Origin of the sequence: Baekduia soli, from assembly GCF_007970665.1 — a bacterium.
GTDB classification, from domain to species: domain Bacteria; phylum Actinomycetota; class Thermoleophilia; order Solirubrobacterales; family Solirubrobacteraceae; genus Baekduia; species Baekduia soli.
The window spans coordinates 3,917,838-3,933,742 of the sequence record NZ_CP042430.1 but is presented as its reverse complement, the minus strand read 5'-3'; the positions used below and the strand labels follow the sequence as shown (position 1 = coordinate 3,933,742).

The 15,905-nt window shown below is 74.0% G+C and carries 16 protein-coding genes, 1 tRNA gene and 3 pseudogenes; 11 read left to right on the top strand and 9 right to left on the bottom strand.

Annotation, left to right across the window (positions count from 1 at the left end; genetic code table 11):
• The first annotated feature begins 2 nt into the window (after positions 1-2).
• From FSW04_RS19005 to FSW04_RS28665, 4 genes and pseudogenes are all read left to right on the top strand, one after another.
• Positions 3-673, top strand: a pseudogene (locus FSW04_RS19005) (enoyl-CoA hydratase-related protein).
• Complete coding sequence (locus tag FSW04_RS19000; protein WP_187368915.1) at positions 663-1,379, top strand: class I SAM-dependent methyltransferase; 717 nt, start codon at positions 663-665, stop codon at positions 1,377-1,379. Before FSW04_RS19005 ends, FSW04_RS19000 begins: the two are co-directional and overlap by 11 nt.
• Positions 1,380-1,389: 10 nt before the next feature.
• A complete protein-coding gene (locus FSW04_RS18995; protein ID WP_146921810.1) occupies positions 1,390-1,653 on the top strand; it encodes a glutathione S-transferase N-terminal domain-containing protein in 264 nt (87 codons plus the stop codon).
• A gap of 4 nt (positions 1,654-1,657) precedes the next feature.
• Positions 1,658-2,235, top strand: a pseudogene (locus FSW04_RS28665) (nucleotidyltransferase family protein).
• An 8-nt stretch (positions 2,236-2,243) separates the two neighbouring features.
• On the opposite strand, the gene FSW04_RS18985 reads toward FSW04_RS28665, so the two are convergent.
• Positions 2,244-3,476 carry a Zn-dependent hydrolase gene (locus FSW04_RS18985; protein ID WP_146921809.1) on the bottom strand — a complete coding sequence of 411 codons (1,233 nt, stop codon included), beginning with the start codon at positions 3,474-3,476 and terminating at the stop codon, positions 2,244-2,246.
• A 103-nt stretch (positions 3,477-3,579) separates the two neighbouring features.
• Here FSW04_RS18985 and FSW04_RS18980 point away from each other — a divergent pair, with 103 nt between their 5' ends.
• Both FSW04_RS18980 and FSW04_RS18975 read left to right on the top strand, forming a co-directional pair.
• Positions 3,580-5,286 (top strand): sodium:solute symporter family protein, encoded by a 1,707-nt coding sequence (locus tag FSW04_RS18980; protein WP_146921808.1) that lies wholly within the window; start codon positions 3,580-3,582, stop codon positions 5,284-5,286.
• A 9-nt stretch (positions 5,287-5,295) separates the two neighbouring features.
• Positions 5,296-5,598 carry a hypothetical protein gene (locus tag FSW04_RS18975; protein ID WP_146921807.1) on the top strand — a complete coding sequence of 101 codons (303 nt, stop codon included), beginning with the start codon at positions 5,296-5,298 and terminating at the stop codon, positions 5,596-5,598.
• On the opposite strand, the gene FSW04_RS18970 is transcribed toward FSW04_RS18975, so the two are convergent.
• A complete protein-coding gene (locus FSW04_RS18970) occupies positions 5,595-6,626 on the bottom strand; it encodes a galactokinase (RefSeq protein WP_146921806.1) in 1,032 nt (343 codons plus the stop codon). The genes FSW04_RS18975 and FSW04_RS18970 overlap by 4 nt on opposite strands.
• Positions 6,623-8,002 (bottom strand): UTP--glucose-1-phosphate uridylyltransferase, encoded by a 1,380-nt coding sequence (locus FSW04_RS18965; RefSeq protein WP_228430578.1) that lies wholly within the window; start codon positions 8,000-8,002, stop codon positions 6,623-6,625. Before FSW04_RS18965 ends, FSW04_RS18970 begins: the two co-directional genes overlap by 4 nt.
• 61 nt (positions 8,003-8,063) lie before the next feature.
• Between FSW04_RS18965 and FSW04_RS18960 the strand changes: the two genes are divergently transcribed.
• Positions 8,064-8,966 (top strand): oxidoreductase, encoded by a 903-nt coding sequence (locus FSW04_RS18960; protein WP_146921804.1) that lies wholly within the window; start codon positions 8,064-8,066, stop codon positions 8,964-8,966.
• Positions 8,967-8,969: 3 nt separating this feature from the next.
• On the opposite strand, the gene FSW04_RS18955 is transcribed toward FSW04_RS18960, so the two are convergent.
• On the bottom strand, positions 8,970-9,461 hold the full coding sequence (locus FSW04_RS18955; RefSeq protein ID WP_146921803.1) for a phosphoribosyltransferase: 492 nt from the start codon (positions 9,459-9,461) through the stop codon (positions 8,970-8,972).
• Positions 9,462-9,502: 41 nt separating this feature from the next.
• Here FSW04_RS18955 and FSW04_RS18950 point away from each other — a divergent pair, with 41 nt between their 5' ends.
• Complete coding sequence (locus FSW04_RS18950; protein ID WP_146921802.1) at positions 9,503-9,706, top strand: hypothetical protein; 204 nt, start codon at positions 9,503-9,505, stop codon at positions 9,704-9,706.
• A 217-nt stretch (positions 9,707-9,923) separates the two neighbouring features.
• Positions 9,924-9,997: transfer RNA gene (locus tag FSW04_RS18945), tRNA-Met, on the top strand.
• Positions 9,998-10,218: 221 nt separating this feature from the next.
• On the opposite strand, the pseudogene FSW04_RS28660 reads toward FSW04_RS18945, so the two are convergent.
• The 4 genes and pseudogenes from FSW04_RS28660 to FSW04_RS18925 form a co-directional block, all read right to left on the bottom strand.
• A pseudogene (locus FSW04_RS28660) lies at positions 10,219-11,388 on the bottom strand (tyrosine-type recombinase/integrase); the annotation flags it as partial.
• 161 nt (positions 11,389-11,549) lie between these two features.
• Positions 11,550-11,912 (bottom strand): hypothetical protein, encoded by a 363-nt coding sequence (locus tag FSW04_RS18930; protein WP_146921801.1) that lies wholly within the window; start codon positions 11,910-11,912, stop codon positions 11,550-11,552.
• Complete coding sequence (locus tag FSW04_RS26325) at positions 11,909-12,073, bottom strand: hypothetical protein (protein WP_187368914.1); 165 nt, start codon at positions 12,071-12,073, stop codon at positions 11,909-11,911. The genes FSW04_RS18930 and FSW04_RS26325 overlap by 4 nt, the downstream gene beginning before the upstream one ends.
• A 169-nt stretch (positions 12,074-12,242) precedes the next feature.
• Positions 12,243-13,181 carry a helix-turn-helix domain-containing protein gene (locus FSW04_RS18925; protein ID WP_146921800.1) on the bottom strand — a complete coding sequence of 313 codons (939 nt, stop codon included), beginning with the start codon at positions 13,179-13,181 and terminating at the stop codon, positions 12,243-12,245.
• A gap of 899 nt (positions 13,182-14,080) precedes the next feature.
• On the opposite strand from FSW04_RS18925, the gene FSW04_RS18915 reads away from it, so the two are divergent.
• Positions 14,081-14,323: a hypothetical protein gene (locus FSW04_RS18915; RefSeq protein WP_146921798.1), complete on the top strand. Its 243-nt coding sequence runs from the start codon at positions 14,081-14,083 to the stop codon at positions 14,321-14,323.
• Between the two features lie 7 nt (positions 14,324-14,330).
• Entirely contained in the window at positions 14,331-15,110 is a 780-nt protein-coding gene (locus tag FSW04_RS18910) for a hypothetical protein (RefSeq protein WP_146921797.1), read from the top strand.
• 302 nt (positions 15,111-15,412) lie between these two features.
• On the opposite strand, the gene FSW04_RS18905 is transcribed toward FSW04_RS18910, so the two are convergent.
• Positions 15,413-15,811, bottom strand: a complete 399-nt coding sequence (locus tag FSW04_RS18905) for a hypothetical protein (RefSeq protein ID WP_146921796.1) — start codon at positions 15,809-15,811, stop codon at positions 15,413-15,415.
• Positions 15,812-15,905 lie beyond the last annotated feature (94 nt).

The following is a 15,905-nucleotide window of genomic DNA, read 5'->3' as shown; positions in this document are numbered from 1 at the left end:
CCATGCCCTCCCTGGATCGCGACGGCGACGTCTACGTGCTGGATCTCGGCGACACCGAGAACCGCTTCAACCCCGACTGGGTCGGCGCCGTCGGCGGCCTGCTGGACCAGGTCGCCGCCGAGCCCGCGCCGCTGGTGACCGTCGGCACGGGCAAGTTCTGGTCCAACGGGCTGGACCTCGAGTGGCTGCAGGCCCACCGCGACGAGGTCGGGATCTTCATCCGCGACGTCCACGGGCTGTTCGCCAAGGTGCTGGCGCTGCCCGTGCCGACCGTCGCGGCCATCCAGGGCCACTGCTTCGCCGCCGGCGCGATGTTGGCGATCGCCCACGACCAGAAGGTCATGCGCGCCGACCGCGGCTTCCTCTGCTTCCCGAGGTCGACATCAAGATCGCCTTCACCCCGGCGATGGCCGCGCTCATGCAGGCGCGCATGTCCAAGAAGACCGCCCACGAGGCGATGACCACCGGACGCCGCTACGGCGGCGCCGACGCCGTCGCGGCCGACATCGTCGGCGCCGCGGTCGGTGAGGACGAGGTGCTGCCGTCGGCGGTCGAGCTCGCCGCGGCCCAGGCGGGCAAGGACCCGGCGACGCTCGGTGCGATCAAGGAGACCATGTACGCCCCGGCGCTCGGCCTCCTGCGCGACCCGGCGCCCGTCGCCTTTGGCTTCTGATGCGCTGAGCGCGCTGCGGGCCTCGCTGGGCGAGCGCCTGCGCACCGGCGCGGGTGCCGCCCCGCCGCCGCCCGCACTGCTGGACGTCGTGGTCCAGCGCTTCGAGGTCGGGCGGGGCGGCGACGTCGTCCTCGTCCTGCCGGCCGACTGGGAGCAGCTGCGCCACGAGGAGGGCGCCGCAGGCGCGCCGGTGCCCTACTGGGCGCGGCCCTGGCCGAGCGGGCTGGCGCTGGCCCGAGCGCTGGCGGCCGACCCGCCGGCATCGGGCATCCGCGTGCTGGAGCTGGGCTGCGGGCTGGGCGCGCCGAGCATCGTCGCCGCCCGCGCCGGCGCGCGGGTGCTGGCCACCGACGGCCATCCCGACGCCGTCGTCTTCGCCGCCCACGCGCTGGCGCTCAACGCCGTGGTCGCCGACGTGGCCGAGGTCGACTGGGGGGCCCACGGCGAGGCGCTGGCCGCGCTCGGGCCGTTCGACCTCGTGCTGGCGGCCGACGTGCTCTACACCGAGGCCAACGTTCGGGCCGCGCTCGCGCTCTGGCCGCGGCTCGTGGCCCCGGGCGGCGAGCTGCGCCTCGCCGACCCGCGCCGTGCCGGCGCCCGCGACGTCCTGGCCGCCGCGCGGGCGACGTTCGCGCTGGAGTCCGAGGACCGCGACGCCGCGGTGGTGCTGCATCGCCTGCGGCCGCACGCGTGCGCCGCGCCCTAGTGTGGGGGTCATGGCCGACATCAAGCTGCACCGCTGCTCCTGGACGTTCCTGCACACCGATCTCGACGCGTGCTGGAAGGTGCAGCGGGCCCTGGACGAGCAGGGCATCCCCTACGACATCGTCAAGCACGGCTACGGCAAGGGCAAGCGGCCGGCCGTCGAGCAGCTCAGCGGCCAGTCCAAGCTCCCCGTCCTCGAGCTGCCCGGGGAGGTCTACCGCGCCGAGTCCTCGGACATGGCCGCGCGCGTGCGGGCGGGCGGCATCACCGGCTAGCGCCGTGCTCGCCGGCGTGGTGCTGGCGGCCGGGTCGGCGAGCCGGTTCGGCACGCCCAAGCAGCTCGCGCCCTTCCGCGGGCGCCCGCTGGTCGAGCACGCCGTGGCGGCCCTGGCCGCCGGCGGCTGCGCGCCCGTGCTCGTGGTCCTCGGCGCCCAGGCCGGGGCCGTCCGCGACGGCGCCCACCTGTACGGCGCCCACGTCGTGCTCTGCGAGGACTGGGCCACGGGCCAGAGCGCCTCGCTGCGCGCGGGCGTCGCCGCCGCTCGCGAGGCCGGGGCCGAGGCGGTCGTCGTGGTGCTCGGCGACCAGCCGCTGCTGTCCCCTCGGCGGTGCGCCGCGTCGCCGCGGCGCGCGGGCCCGCCCACGACGCGGTGCGCGCGACCTACGACGGGGTGCCCGGCCATCCGACGCTGCTGGAGGCTGCGCTGTTCGACGCGGTCGCCGGGCTGGCCGGCGACGCCGGGGCGCGCGAGCTGCTGCGCGGCGGCCGCACGGCGCTCGTGGCCTGCGACGGCCTCGGCCGCCCCGACGACGTCGACACGCCGCAGGACCTCGCCCGGCTGCAGGACGGGGCCTGAGCCGCGCCTCAGGCCGCCAGCGTCGCGAGCGTCCTGGTCAGCACGGCCACGCCGCGGTCCAGGTCCTCGGGCGCGGTGTACTCGTCGGGATGGTGGCTGATGCCCGCGCGCGAGGGCACGAAGATCATCCCCACCGGCACCAGGCGGCCGAGCACGAGCGCGTCGTGGTATGCGCCGCTGATCATGCGGCGCCCGCGCAGGCCCAGCGCCTCGCAGGCGGCCTCGGCCGCGGCGATGACCGCGCCCGAGCACGACACCGGGGCGTCGTGGCCGATCTCCTGCACCTCGACCGCGAGGTCGCGGCGGTCGCCGATCTCGCCGGCGGCGGCCAGCAGGTCGGCGACGACCTGCTCGCGCGCGGCCCCGTCGCTGTCGCGCACGTCGACGCCGAGCTCGACGGTGCCCGGCACGACGTTGATCGCGCCGGGCAGCGCGCGGATGACCCCGATCGTGCCGACGGTCGTGCCGCTGGAGGACTCGCGCGCCAGGCGCTCGAGCGTCGTCAGGACCTCGGCCGCGCCGACCAGCGCGTCGCGGCGCAGGTCCATCGGCGTCGCGCCCGCGTGATCGGCGGCGCCGCGCAGGATCATCCGCAGGTCGTGCGCGGCGGCGATCGCGGTGACCAGGCCGATCGGCTCGCCGTGGGTCTCGAGCACGGCGCCCTGCTCGATGTGCAGCTCGACGAGCGCGTGCACCGTCGACGGGTCGATGCGCGCGTCGCCGATGCGGTCGGGGTCCAGGCCCGCCGAGCGCAGCGCGTCGGCCATCGTGACGCCGTCGCGGTCGGCGAGGCGGTCGAGGTCCTCGCGGCCCAGCTCCCCGGTGACCATCCGCGACCCGGTGCAGCCCGTGCCGAAGCGCGGCTCCTCGCCGGCCCAGGCGACGATCTCGATACTGCGCCGGGGCTGCACGCCCTCCGCGCGCAGGGCGCGGACAGCCTCGATCGCGCCGAGCACGCCGACGACCCCGTCGTAGGCGCCGGCGTTCAGCGTGGTGTCGATGTGCGACCCGGTCAGCACGCGCGGCGCGCCGGGCTCGCTGCCCGTCCAGGTGCCGAACAGGTTGCCGACCGCGTCCACGCGGACGGTCAACCCGGCGTCGCGCATCCAGCCCGAGACGAGGTCGACGGCGCGCCCGTAGGTCGGGGTGTAGACCTCGCGCGTGATCCCGCCGGCGCCGGGGTCGTCGTTGAGCTGCGCGAGCTCGGCGATCGCGTCGTGCAGGCGGGTGGGGGCGGTCACCCGGCCAACCTACCGCGGCGCCGGCGGCCTGGAGCCCCGCCGTGGTCTGGGCGCGCCGGGGGGCGCGTTAGCGCGCCGTCGTGTCTGGGCAATGACCTCTCCCATGTCCCATGTCCCGCTCGCCGGGGACGCCGCGGCCGGGGTCCTCGCCGCGTCCGACGTCCGCCTCGACGTCAACGCCGTCGACTACGGCATCCTCATCGTCTACTTCGTGGTCGTGCTGGGGGTGGGGCTCGTGGCCCGGCGCTACGTCAAGACGAGCCTGGACTACTTCCTCTCGGGCCGCTCGCTGCCGGCCTGGATCACCGGCCTGGCCTTCGTGTCGGCCAACCTCGGCGCGACCGAGATCCTGGGCATGGGCGCCAACGGCGCGCAGTACGGCGTGGCGACGGTCAACTACTACTGGATCGGCGCCGTCCCGGCCATGGTGTTCCTCGGCCTGGTGATGATGCCGTTCTACTACGGGTCGAAGGTCCGCTCGGTGCCCGAGTACCTGCGGCTGCGCTTCGGCGACTCCTCGCACCTGTTCAACAGCATCACCTTCGCCCTGGCGACCGTGCTCATCGCGGGCGTCAACCTCTTCGCCCTGGCGCTGGTCCTCAAGCTCCTGCTGGGCTGGCCCATCCTGCTGGGCATCGTCGTGGCCGCCGGCGTCGTGCTGGCCTACATCACGCTCGGCGGCCTGTCCTCGGCGATCTACAACGAGGTCCTGCAGTTCTTCGTGATCATGGCGGCGCTCGTCCCGCTGACGATCGTCGGGCTGCACGACGCCGGCGGCTGGGGCGGCCTGCAGGACAAGATCCGCCAGACCAGGCTCGGGGAGGCCGGCCTGCACGCCCTGCAGGGCACCGACCCCGGCCACGTCACCAACCCGATCGGCGCCACCTGGATCGGCATCGTCTTCGGGCTGGGCTTCATCCTGTCCTTCGGCTACTGGACGACGAACTTCGCCGAGGTCCAGCGCGCGCTGTCGGCGCGCGACCTCTCCGCGGGGCAGCGCACGCCGCTCATCGGCGCCTACCCCAAGCTCCTCATCCCGGCCGTCGTGGTCATCCCGGGCATGATCGCCCTGTGGAAGATCCCGCACCTGGGCGGCGGCGACGCGAACCTGGCCTACAACAACGCGATCCCGCTGCTGATGAACGAGTACCTGCCCAACGGCATGCTGGGCATCGCGCTGACCGGGCTGATGGCGTCGTTCATGGCGGGGGTGGCCGCCAACGTGTCGGCGTTCAACACGGTGGTGACGACCGACATCATCGAGCCCTACCTGGCCCGTGACCGGCCCGACGCCTTCTACATCCGGGCCGGGCGCTTCGTGACCATCGGCGGCATCCTGGTGGCCATCGGCACGGCGCTGATCGCGTCGGGCTACCAGAACCTCATGAACTACCTGCAGGCGTTGTTCTCCATCTTCAACGCCCCGCTGTTCGCCACGTTCATCATCGGCATGTTCTGGAAGCGGATGACGCCGGCGGCCGGCCTGTGGGGCCTGGTGGCCGGGACGATCGCCGCGCTGGTGACCTACGTGGGGTACAAGTGGGCGGGCTGGTTCACGTTCGGATCCGACCTCGACGAGTCCTTCTGGGGCGCCGGCGCCGCGTTCGTCGTCGACGCGATCGTCACCGTGTCCGTGACGCTCGTGACGCGCCCCAAGCCGGTCGAGGAGCTCCAGGGCCTCGTCTGGGGCATGGTCAACAAGGAGGACGCCGCGGTCGCCGCCGGCCACGACCGCTGGTGGGAGTCGCCCAAGCTGCTCGGGTTCGGGGCCATCGCCCTGGGCATCGTCCTGACCATCATCTTCTTCTAGGAGGCCGCGATGAGCGACCGAGACACCCCCGAGCAGGGCACGGGCACGCGCGAGGCCCAGGTGGCCAACCTGTTCGACCTGCGCCGGATCATCGGCGGGCTGTTCCTGCTCTACGGCGTCGTGCTGGTGATCGTCGGCCTCGGCGACTCCGGCGCCGAGATCTCCAAGGCCGCGGGCGTGCACATCAACCTGATCGCCGGGCTCGGGATGCTCGCGCTCGGCGCGCTGTTCGTCGCCTGGGCGCTGCTGCGCCCGCTGGGCCGCCAGCTGCAGGAGGAGGAGCGCAAGCGCCGAGCGGCGGGCGGCGCCTAGAGCAGCCGCGCGCCCGCCGAGGGCGCCACCTCGTGGGCGCCGGGCGGCAGCCCGGCGCCCGGGGCCAGCAGCGCGAGCACGTGGCCGCCGAAGCCGCCGCCGACCATCCGCGCGCCCGCGGCGCCCGCCTCACGCAGCGTCCGGACGGTGCGCTCCACCGCGTCGGTCGAGGCGTCGTAGAGGTCGCGCAGGCTCGCGTGGGAGGCGTCGAGCAGCGGTCCGAGCGCTGCGAGGTCGCCGTGGCTCAGGGCGGCGACGGCGGCCTCCACGCGCGCGTTCTCCTCCAGGACGTGGCGGGCGCGGCGGTCCAGCGGATCGGGCAGCCGGGCCGCCGCGGCCGCGTCGGCGGCGCTGAGCGTCGCGACGCCCAGGCGTCGGGCGGCGCCCTCGCACTCCGCGCGGCGCGCGTTGTATCCGCCGGTGGCCAGCGAGTGGGTCTCGCCCGAGTCCACGGTGACCAGGCGCCAGCCGCCCAGGTCCAACGGGACGGGGGTGACGTCCATCGTGGCGAAGTCGATGCGCAGCGCCGTGCCCTGCGCCCCGAGCAGCGCCGCGGTCTGGTCCAGCAGGCCGGTCTGGGCGCCCACCCAGTCGTTCTCCACGCCGGAGCAGAGCCGTGCGAGGGCCCGGCGGTCGGGGTCGCGCTCGCCGGCCGCCGCGAGCAGCGCGAGGGCCAGCGCGACCTCCAAGGCGGCCGAGGACGAGAGCCCCGAGCCGCGGGCCAGCGTGCTCGTGATCGTCAGCGACGCCGGGCACAGCGTGTGGCCCGCGGTCCCCAGCTCGGCCACGATCCCGCGCACGAACGCCCGCCAGCCCTCCGCGCGCGGCGGGGCGGCCAGCGGGAACTCGTCGTCCTCGCCGAGGTCGGCGGCGACGGCGCGGACGCGGTCGCCGTCGATCGGCGTGGCCGTGACCGTCACGCCCTCGGCGATCGCGAACGGCAGGGCGAGGCCGCCGTTGTAGTCGGTGTGCTCGCCGATGAGGTTGACGCGGCCGGGCCCGAAGGCGCAGACGCCGGGCGCGTTCATCCCCGGAGCACCTCGCCGTCGGCGATCGTCGCCGGCCCGGTGAGCGTGACGTCGCCGAGCACCGTGACGTGGCGCCCGAACGTGACGTCGCCCCGCACGGTGAGGCTGCGGGCGCCGCGCAGCGAGGGCGGCCCGTGGGGGAGGCGGCGCTCGGCGTCGGGCAGGTGGCGGTAGACGGCGGGGTCGAGGGTCACGACCGGAGGGTCGCCGTCGAAGGCCGGCATCATGCGCCCGTCGTCGCGCAGGTCGTAGGCGTCGGAGCGCGCGAGCACCAGGTCGTCGACCGTCTTGACGGGCGCGAAGCGCGTGCGCGGCACCAGCAGCGGGCGCGCGCCGTCGATCGCCCCGATCGCCGCGCCCATGGCCGTCTCGAGCTGCAGGACGTCCGGGGAGCCGGGGTCGCGGGGGTCGACGGTCTTGCGGTTGACGATGAGCGGCAGGGCCGGGCCCGCCGGGTCCTCGTCCATGAGCGCGGCGAGCGCGCGCAGGTCGACCCAGAGGTTGTTGGTGTTGTACCAGCGCCAGCGGGCGACGTCGGTGAACGACGGGTCGTCGGGCGGCGCCTGGGCCGTCTCACGCAGGACGAGGCGCCCGTCGTGCAGGGCCAGGTGGCCGCCCTTGCGGTCGGCCGCGGTGCCCCGGACGACCTCCATGACGAACGGCACGCCCTCGTCCTGCGCCCACAGCGCGATCTCGGGGGCGGGCACCGCGCCCAGGTTGTCGCTGTTGGACACGAAGGCCCAGTCATAGCCCGCGGCCAGCAGCCGCCCCAGCGTGCCCGAGGCCGCCAGCGCCACGTACAGGTCGCCGTGCCCGGGCGGGCACCATTCCAGCGCCGGGTCCGCGGACCACTCCACGGGCTCCAGGGTGTCGGTGCGCAGCTTGGGCTCGCGGCTCTGCAGGAAGTCGGGCTCCACGTCGCCGGCCAGGCCGGGGTGGCGCCGCAGCGCGCGCAGCGTCGCCTCGCGCGTGGCGAAGGAGTCCATGAGCACGAGCGGCAGGCGCGCCCCGGCGTGGCGCGCGCGCAGCGCCAGGACCTGGGCGGCGATGACGTCGAGGAACGTGCGCCCCGGCTTGACCTCGATGAGCGACTTGGGGCCGCTGAGCCCCATGCTCGTCCCCAGGCCGCCGTTGAGCTTGAGGACCGCCAGGCGGTCGGCGAGGGCGTCGAGCCGGGCGGCCGGGGGCGCGGGCAGGCCGGCCAGCTCGGCGACGTCGTCCAGGGGGCGCAGGTCCTCGCCGTGCAGCACGCCGGCGCCGGGGTCGGCGAGCTGCGCCAGCCGCCGGCCGAAGGCGGCCAGCACCTGCGGCCCGGCGCCGTCGTCGCGCAGCCGCTGCAGCGCGTGGCGGGCATGAGGCTGCTCGGCGACGTCCACGCCGCGCATCGTAGGCGCCGCCGCGGTCCGGGCCGCGGCGGGGGCCGATAGCGTCCCGGCGATGCCCGACCCCAGCGCCCTGCGCGTCGCCGTCGTCGGACCCGGAGCCATCGGGGCGGCGGTGGCCGCCATCGCGCTGGAGGGCGGCCACCAGGTCACCCTGTGCGGCCGCACGCCCGCCGGGAGCATCGTCGTCTGCCCCGACGACGGCCCCGAGGTCGTCGTCCCCGGGCCGGTGCTCACCGATCCGGGCGCCGCGCCGGCCGAGGTCGACCTCGTGCTCGTCGCCGTCAAGGCCCACCAGACCGAGGGCGCGGTGCCGTGGCTGCGGGCGCTGTCGCCGCCCGGCGGGCAGGCGCCCGTGGTCGCGCTGCAGAACGGCGTCGAGCAGCGCGCGATGCTCCGCCCGCACGTCTCGCCGCAGGCTCCGGTCGTGCCCAGCGTCGTCTGGTTCCCGGCCGAGGTGACCGAGCCGGGGCGCGTGCGCCTGCGGCTGCGCCCGAGCATCACGCTGCCCGACGAGCCGGGCGCCGGCCTGGCTCAGGGCGTGCTGTCCGGGGGCTGCGACGTCGATCTGGCCTCGGACTTCCCGACGGTCGCGTGGCGCAAGCTGACGCTCAACGCGGTGGCGGCGCTGCTCGTCCTCAGCGGCCGGCGCGCGGCGGTCTACGGCCGTCCCGACGTCCATGGGCTGTCGCGCGCCCTGGCCCTGGAGTGCCTGGCCGTCGCCCGCGCCGAGGGCGCCGACCTGCCCGACACCGTCGCCGACGAGATCATGGCGCAGTTCGAGGCCATGCCGCCGGACATGGGCACGTCGATGCTCTTCGACCGCGAGGCGGGGCGCGAGCTGGAGTGGGACGCGCGCAACGGCGTCGTGCAGCGGCTGGGCGCCCGCCACGGGGTCCCGACGCCGATCAGCGACGTGATCGTCCCGCTGCTGGCGGCGGCGTCGGGCGAGGCGTGAGCCTCAGGCGCCGATGACCGGCTCCAGGCTCCAGGGGAACTCGATCCACAGGTCGGTCCGCTTCCACACGTAGTCGCACTTGATGGTCGAGTGCGGCTTCTCGTACAGGGCGGCGAAGCGCACCTCGCCGACCTTGCCGCCGCAGAACTCCTTGACGAGCGCGAGCGTCGCGCCGGTGTCGGCGACGTCGTCGGCCACGAGGATCCGGGACTCCTCGAGGTCGACGAGATCGGGAGCAGGGGGGAGGATCATCGGGACGGGCAGGCGCTCGTCGACGCCGGTGTAGAACTCGACGTTCATGGTGTAGGTGTTCTTGACGCCGAGCGCGTAGCCCAGCGCCGCGGCGACGATGAGGCCGCCGCGGGCGATCGCCAGGATCACGTCGGGGCGGTAGCCGTCCTCGTGGATGGAGGTCGCCAGCGCACGGGTGGCGGGCCCGACGTCGGCCCAGGGCAGCAGCTCGCGCTCGACGTCGGCTCCGGCGGGGGTGGTCACCCCGCGAGCGTACCCGGCAGGCGCGCGGTTACCCTGGTGGCATGCTGATGCCCGGACGCCTGGCCCTGGGCGCGCTCGCCCTCCTGGTGGCCGGGTGCGTCATCGCCGCGGTCGGCACGACCACCGCGCTCGACGCGATCGGCCTGGTCATCGCCGGCATCGGCGCCGTCCTGCTCGTCTCGGCCGCCTTCCTGGCGGTGGGGCAGAGCGAGGACCGCGACCGCGAGCAGCGCGGCGGGTCGTGAGGGCACGTCACGCCATCCTGCGCTGGCCATGGCCGCCGGCGGGGTCGCCGCGTCGGTCTACGACACGGGAACACGCCCCCGCTGGGATCGGTGGGCGTGGCCGTCGATCGGCAGGGCCGGCCGACCGTGGTGTTCACCGCCGCCGACACCCCGGCCCCGGGCGGCGTGGTGACCGTCCACGTGCTCGCGACCAGCGGCCGCTAGAATCGCCGCCCCTGGCTGGGTAGCTCAGTTGGTTAGAGCGCACGACTCATAATCGTGAGGTCGGGAGTTCGAGTCTCCCCCCAGCTATCGGCCCGGAAGCCCTGCAGATGCGGGGCTTTCGTCGTTCTCGGGTCGCTGGCGTCGAGCCCGCCAGACGCCGTCTCAGCGCCCTTGGTGCCCAACGGTGCCCATTGGACGCCGTCGACGAGTGCCCGGAGCCGCTCGCGGTCGCCCTCGGCGAGAGTCATGACGTGCGTGTAGATCCGCGCCGTGACGGTGATGTCGGCGTGCCCAGCGTCTCGCGAGATCGACGGCAGGTCGTCCAGCAGCGCCGCCCGCAGCGAGATGTACGTGTGCCGCAGCGAGTGCTGCGTCAGTCCCGCCGGCAGCGGCGCGAGCCCCGCTTCGAGCAGCGCCTCGTCCGCGAGCTTGCGGGCCCCGCCGAGGATCCGGGTGCGCGTGTTGTCCCGCGACAGCGGCCTGCCGTCACGGGTGGCGAACACGAGGTCGGTCGGCGCCGCGAGCGCGACGCTCGCCTTCCGAGCGAGCAACTCGTCACGCAGCACCGGCAGGATCGGCACCGACCGATGCCCGGCCGCCGTCTTCGTGTCCTCGACGTCGCCGATGCGCAGCCGGCCCGCCGCGAGGTCGACATCGCCCCACCGCAGCGCGAGCGCCTCGCTGATCCGCAGCCCCGCGAACGTCAACGTCGCGATCAGCGGCCGACGCAGGCACGTGTCGCGATCCCGCCGCGACGCCGCCTCACGGTCCATGCGGCCCGCCGCGTCCAGCAGCGCGACGATGTGATCCGGGCGGTCGAGATGCGCCGTGCGCCGACGCGTCACCTTCGCCTTGCGGTTGCGCGGATTGACCCTGACCGGGTTGCGGGCGATGAGGCCGCGTTCGTCGGCGACGTCGAGGATGCTCCCGAGCCGCGTGATCGTCGCGTTGACGTAGGCCGCCGAGACCATCGCCGCCGGCGGGCGCGGCGGCCGCGCCTCGCCGTCCTTCAGCGCAGCGCAGCGCGCCTCCCACTCCGCCAGCGCCGCGCGATGCTCCGCCGCCTTGCGCAGCTTGGACTCCCGGTAGCGGTCGACCTCGGCGACGGTGATCTGCGACAGCCGATGGCGCGCGAAGAACGGCAGCAAGTGCACCGACAACTCGTTCTCGTACGCCGCGATCGTGTTCGGCCGCACCTCCAGCCGCTTCGCCGCCCACCACTCCGACGCGAACTCGTGGAACGTCGGATCCGTGTCGGCGACGTCGGCGACCGCCGCCGCCGCCGGCTGCCAGTCGCCGCGCTGCACCTGCTGCAGCACGTAGGCCAGCGTGCGCTCCGCGTCTGCGCGGGTCACGCCGTCGGCCTCATACCCGACGTGCTCGAAGCGGCGGGCGCCGAGCGCCCGGAACCGGATCCCGTAGGACTTGCCGCGGGCCGTGGACTTCTCCACGACACCGCCCGTTGACCGTCTAGCCATGCCGACCTCCTGTGGTCATTGGGGGCTCAGGAGGCCGAGATGCGCAGCGAGCGCACGCCGGCCGGGGACGGGTAGCGTGCGGACCGCGGCGGAGCTTGTTCTCCGTCGCCAGCCCCCGGGACGCGCCAACGTCGCCGGGGGCACTTGATTGCACAGCAATCTTAACTTGCATCGCCGCGGATGGGCAACAGATGGGCACCGGCCGCCGGCTGGCGGCGCTCGCGACGGCGAACCGCCGGCGCTGGCGCGGCCTCCGGGACCTCTGACCGCTCGCTCAGACCGCGAGCGGTCCAGCGGCGCACCGCCTCGTCGAGGTCGAACCGCAGCCGCGGCCGCGACCCGTTCCCGAGCCGCTGCCCGCCGAGCGCTTCGCCGTGCCGGTAGACCGTGTTCCGGTCCACTCCGAGCACTGCGGCGACCGTCGCAGCGTCGACGAGCGTCGTCATCCGATCCGACGGGCGCATCCGAGCGACGACCGCGTCGGCGATCGCCTCGATGTCGTCGGGGTGCAGGCGCCCGATCATCGCCGACGCCCCACGAGCGACACGGCCTCGACGACGACCACGACAGCGACGACCGCCAGGACGCCCGCTGCCGTGACCGACGAGCCCGCGCCGGCCGCCAGCAGCCCCAGCAGGACGACGGCCGCCAGTAGCGACGCGAGAGCGGCCAGACGGGCGCTCATCGCCCCGCCCCGATCACCCGGGGGTGGCAGACACCGCAGACCACGACCGACGTCGCCGTCAGCGACCAATCCGTCGGGCGATGCCGCTCATACGGGCACGGCCAGTCACGGCCACCGCCGCGAGCGACCGCGGGGGTCCCGCGACGCAGCGGGTCCAGCCGCCGCGCGCTCATGCCGACCGCCTCTCGGCCGCGATCTTGCGCCGCAGCATGATCCCGTCCATCTGCACCTGAGCCGCAGGCGACAGCACGACGTCGGCGTGCGGGCCGTCGGCTGTGGCTCTGCGTCGAGGCGGCACGTAGCGCGCCGGCAACTTGCGAGGCCGACGCCGATAGCGCCGGTAGATCGGGGCGGCGACGACGAACGGAGGCGAGTACGGCTCGACCTCGCTCTCGACGAGATCGTGCAGCGTGTCGGGCTCTGCCCGACCTTCCGCAGGAAGCTCTACTTGCTCTGGCTGTACTTGCTCTGGCTCTACTTGGGCGGTCTCTGTGACCGCTAGCTGGCGGTCACTGTGACCGGTAGCTACCGGTCGCTCTGACCGACAGGTCGGAACATCGCGACCCTCGACGACGGCGGCCAGCGCGTCCCACAGCGGCCCGACGTCGTACTCGTTCGCCAGTCGCTGACCGTCACGGTGAACGCCTCGCCGCACCGTCAGCAGACACCGCGCTTCGAGCGCCTTCGCAGTCCTGCGCACCGTCGAGTCGCTGAGCCCGGTGCGCTCGACGAGCGTCTCGATCGCCGGGTAGGCGAACGGCTTGCCGCGCTGGAACCGCCACAGCAGGAGCGCGAGGTCCCGCTCGTTCGCGGTCAGGCCGAGCGCGGCGCCGTGGTCCCACAGCGCATCGGGCACCTGCGAGTAGGACCGGTCAAGAGCCGCGGGCAGGCTCCCACGAGCGACGACGACGAACCCGCCATAGCCAACGACGCCGCGGCTCTCGCAACTCGGGCACCGCAGCGCCCCGGACCCGTCCCACGGCGGATCGGTCGGGCTGCTGTCGTCGTCGAACACCGACGCCGGCCAGCGCTCACCGCACGGCCGGTGCCTGACGCCCCACGCGCCCTCGGGGATCTCGTCGCACGTCTTGATCGCCCGGGCGCTCATGCCGCCCACCGATCCGTGCCGGCAGCGGCTGGCGCTGGTTCTCCGCCGTCGCCGGGGTCAGCGCTGGCCGTGCTCGACGAAGCGCCGCAGCGGCGCCCGGCGGGCCGTCCAGCACCACGCCGACGCGCTCCGCACCTGACCTGCTGTGGGGCGCGCATCTGACGCTCGAAGCGCCGCAGAGCCCGCGAGCACTGAACACGCCTCAGAGGCCGCGGCACCGGCGTCGACGACGGGCCCGCCGCGATCAGCGACTCGGCGAGGTCCACGACGGCCGCCAGGCGCTCCCACTCCGTGCCCTCGGCCACTGCGAGCCGCTCGTACAACGCGTCAAGCAGCGCGGTCCGTACGCCGCTGGCGTGGTCGGCTCGTGCGACCGCCAACACCTCGGCTTCGATGTCGGACGCGTAGCGCCCGATCAGGTCACTCATGTAGCCCTCTCTTCGGTTCTCGCGCCGAGCGGCTGCCCGGCACGCAGAACGATGACAGCGCCCCCGACGGACGTCGGAGAGTCACCGCCGAGCCCAGACGCGAGACGGGCCCGCTGGCGGCGAAAGGAAGACGCCAGCGGGCCCGCGTACAACAACCGAAGGGGTCGGGCAGCACCACGACCTACCGCCAGTCTACGCACCTGCCGGACGACCGCGGAGGTCCGCAACCCGCGCAGGCAATGCGATTCGCTGCGATCAGCCGTCATCACCGAACACGAGCGCCGACGACCCCGACGCGCGCCCGGTCTCCCGCTGATCGCACGCCACCCGAACGTGCGCTCAGATGACAATTCCGCCCAGCGACAGCAGCACCTGAACGACCGACGCCCCCGCCGTAACGGGCACCCGGCCCCGCCAGCGCCCACCCGACCGCTATACACGCCCATCCGGTCAGCGGTCTAGCGTGGTCGCATGCCCGGATTCACGCCCGACGACATCGAGCCGCTCGGCCGTGTCCCCGACAGCACTGCACTCGACTTCGCCGTCACCCGCAACGGCCAAGCCCTCGGCCAGGTCCGAGTCGCCAGCGCCCACTACCTCGCGCTCACCGGCCAAGACGTCCGCGCCTACGTCGCCGAGCGCCTCACACACCTCGAAGCGCACATCGAGCCCGCCGAGTTCGAGAGCGCCCTGCAAGCCGTCCTCGACCTCTGAGCCGAGCGTGCACCCCACCGAGCCGCACGACGACCCCAGCACCGTCACGCCCAAGGAAGGCGCAGCGTTCGTCCTCCTCGCTGCAGCCGCCGGCGCCGGCGCCGTCCTCACCGATCACGCCGGATCGCTGCTGCCGTTCTTCGCCGCGCTGCTCGTCGCCGGCATGGCATGGATCTCAGCCGACCGTCGCCAGGGCCGCCAGATCACAGCGCAGCGCGAGGCACTGACCGCGCAACTGGAGGCCGAGCGCGAACGCCACGCCGCGGGGCTCGCCCACGCGCGAGAGCTAGCCGACGTCGACGACCTCCGAGACCTGCTCGACGAGGCCGCGGTCGCACTGCACGTCGCGAAGTACGCCGCGTCCGCCGCGCGCCAGAAGCACACCCAACTCGGCGCGTCCGTGGGCCTGAAGGCCGCACGCCTCATTCGGCAAGCGTGGGAGGCCGGCCGCGACCTCGATGCGATGGCCGCCCGACTAGCGGTCCGTCTCGGCCCTGGCGATCGGCTGGCGTTGACATTCGCGGAGGCGAATCGGTGGCTGCTCGTGTTCATGCGCAGCATCGAGATGTCGGGACTAGACGATGAGTTGAATCGTGGGTGGTCGCGGGTGCAGAGCCTGAACGAGGCGTTCAAGGGCTTCGACGGCTACGTGAGGGACTTCGAGAGCGTCGCGGCCGCTCGCGTCGGCGCGCGGATGGACGCCTCGTCCGATCCGCCGGCGTCACCGGATCTCGTGCCGCCGCCGGCCGACGCTATGCCCGTTCTGCAGCCGCACCCCGACGATTGAGCGCGAGCGCACGCGATGTGCGCGAGCGGTCAGAGCCCGTCAATCCCTGCGCCTGCAGCCCGTGGAGACGCCCTCGTGCTCACCGGGCGCGCCGGGTGCCCGCTCAGAGCCCGCTCAGGGCCGCGTGGGCGTCCGGGCGGCCGATCCCCTGCCGGTATGAGGACCGAACCGCCCAGAGCCCGCGAAGAGCCATGCGTGGGCCGGGCGCCGTAGACACGCCCGGCCCAGCCCTTCGCCCGCCCGCCGAGTGCCCGCGCCACCCCGACCGGAGGAGACAGCGACACAGGCGGCGGGAAGATCGTTCACGCCGCGTCGAGCACCTCGACCTGCTCGACATCATCCGGACGCCGGCCGCCGTGCTCGAACGTCGCGAGCCGCTCGCTGAACACCCGAGCGAAGACCATGCGCTGCGCCACGTCGAGACCGACCGCAGCGATCGCCTCCTCCGCAGCCCCGACGATCCGGTCGATCGCGTAGTCCACCGTCGCCCGCTTACGCGCCTCGAAGTCCTCGCTCACCGCCGTCCGCCCAAGCCGCGAAGCACGATCGAGCATCTCGCCCTCGACCCGCAACAGATCGATCCGGCCCTCCGCCAAACCGGCGCTATACGTCTCGCGGAACCGCGCCAGCCGATCAGCAGCCATCGACGCCGCCAAGACAACGACACGGCCCGGATCAAGCTCGTGCACAGCATCCGGCATGACCGCCCGCGCCTCCGCGAGCGCCTCCTCCCGAGCAGCCTTCGCAATCGACGCCGGCGTGTTCCCCGCATGACGACGACACCGCCCCCGACCC

Bases quoted from the DNA above. Each gene is read 5' to 3' on its own strand.
- FSW04_RS18905 (WP_146921796.1), bottom strand. From the start codon at position 15,811: ATGCCGGATGCTGTGCACGAGCTTGATCCGGGCCGTGTCGTTGTCTTG.
- FSW04_RS26325 (WP_187368914.1), bottom strand. From the start codon at position 12,073: ATGAGCGCCCGTCTGGCCGCTCTCGCGTCGCTACTGGCGGCCGTCGTC.
- FSW04_RS18975 (WP_146921807.1), top strand. From the start codon at position 5,296: ATGAGCGACCGAGACACCCCCGAGCAGGGCACGGGCACGCGCGAGGCC.
- FSW04_RS18925 (WP_146921800.1), bottom strand. From the start codon at position 13,181: ATGAGCGCCCGGGCGATCAAGACGTGCGACGAGATCCCCGAGGGCGCG.
- FSW04_RS18930 (WP_146921801.1), bottom strand. From the start codon at position 11,912: ATGATCGGGCGCCTGCACCCCGACGACATCGAGGCGATCGCCGACGCG.
- FSW04_RS18960 (WP_146921804.1), top strand. From the start codon at position 8,064: ATGCCCGACCCCAGCGCCCTGCGCGTCGCCGTCGTCGGACCCGGAGCC.
- FSW04_RS18970 (WP_146921806.1), bottom strand. From the start codon at position 6,626: ATGAACGCGCCCGGCGTCTGCGCCTTCGGGCCCGGCCGCGTCAACCTC.
- FSW04_RS18950 (WP_146921802.1), top strand. From the start codon at position 9,503: ATGCTGATGCCCGGACGCCTGGCCCTGGGCGCGCTCGCCCTCCTGGTG.
- FSW04_RS18995 (WP_146921810.1), top strand. From the start codon at position 1,390: ATGGCCGACATCAAGCTGCACCGCTGCTCCTGGACGTTCCTGCACACC.
- FSW04_RS18980 (WP_146921808.1), top strand. From the start codon at position 3,580: ATGTCCCATGTCCCGCTCGCCGGGGACGCCGCGGCCGGGGTCCTCGCC.
- FSW04_RS18915 (WP_146921798.1), top strand. From the start codon at position 14,081: ATGCCCGGATTCACGCCCGACGACATCGAGCCGCTCGGCCGTGTCCCC.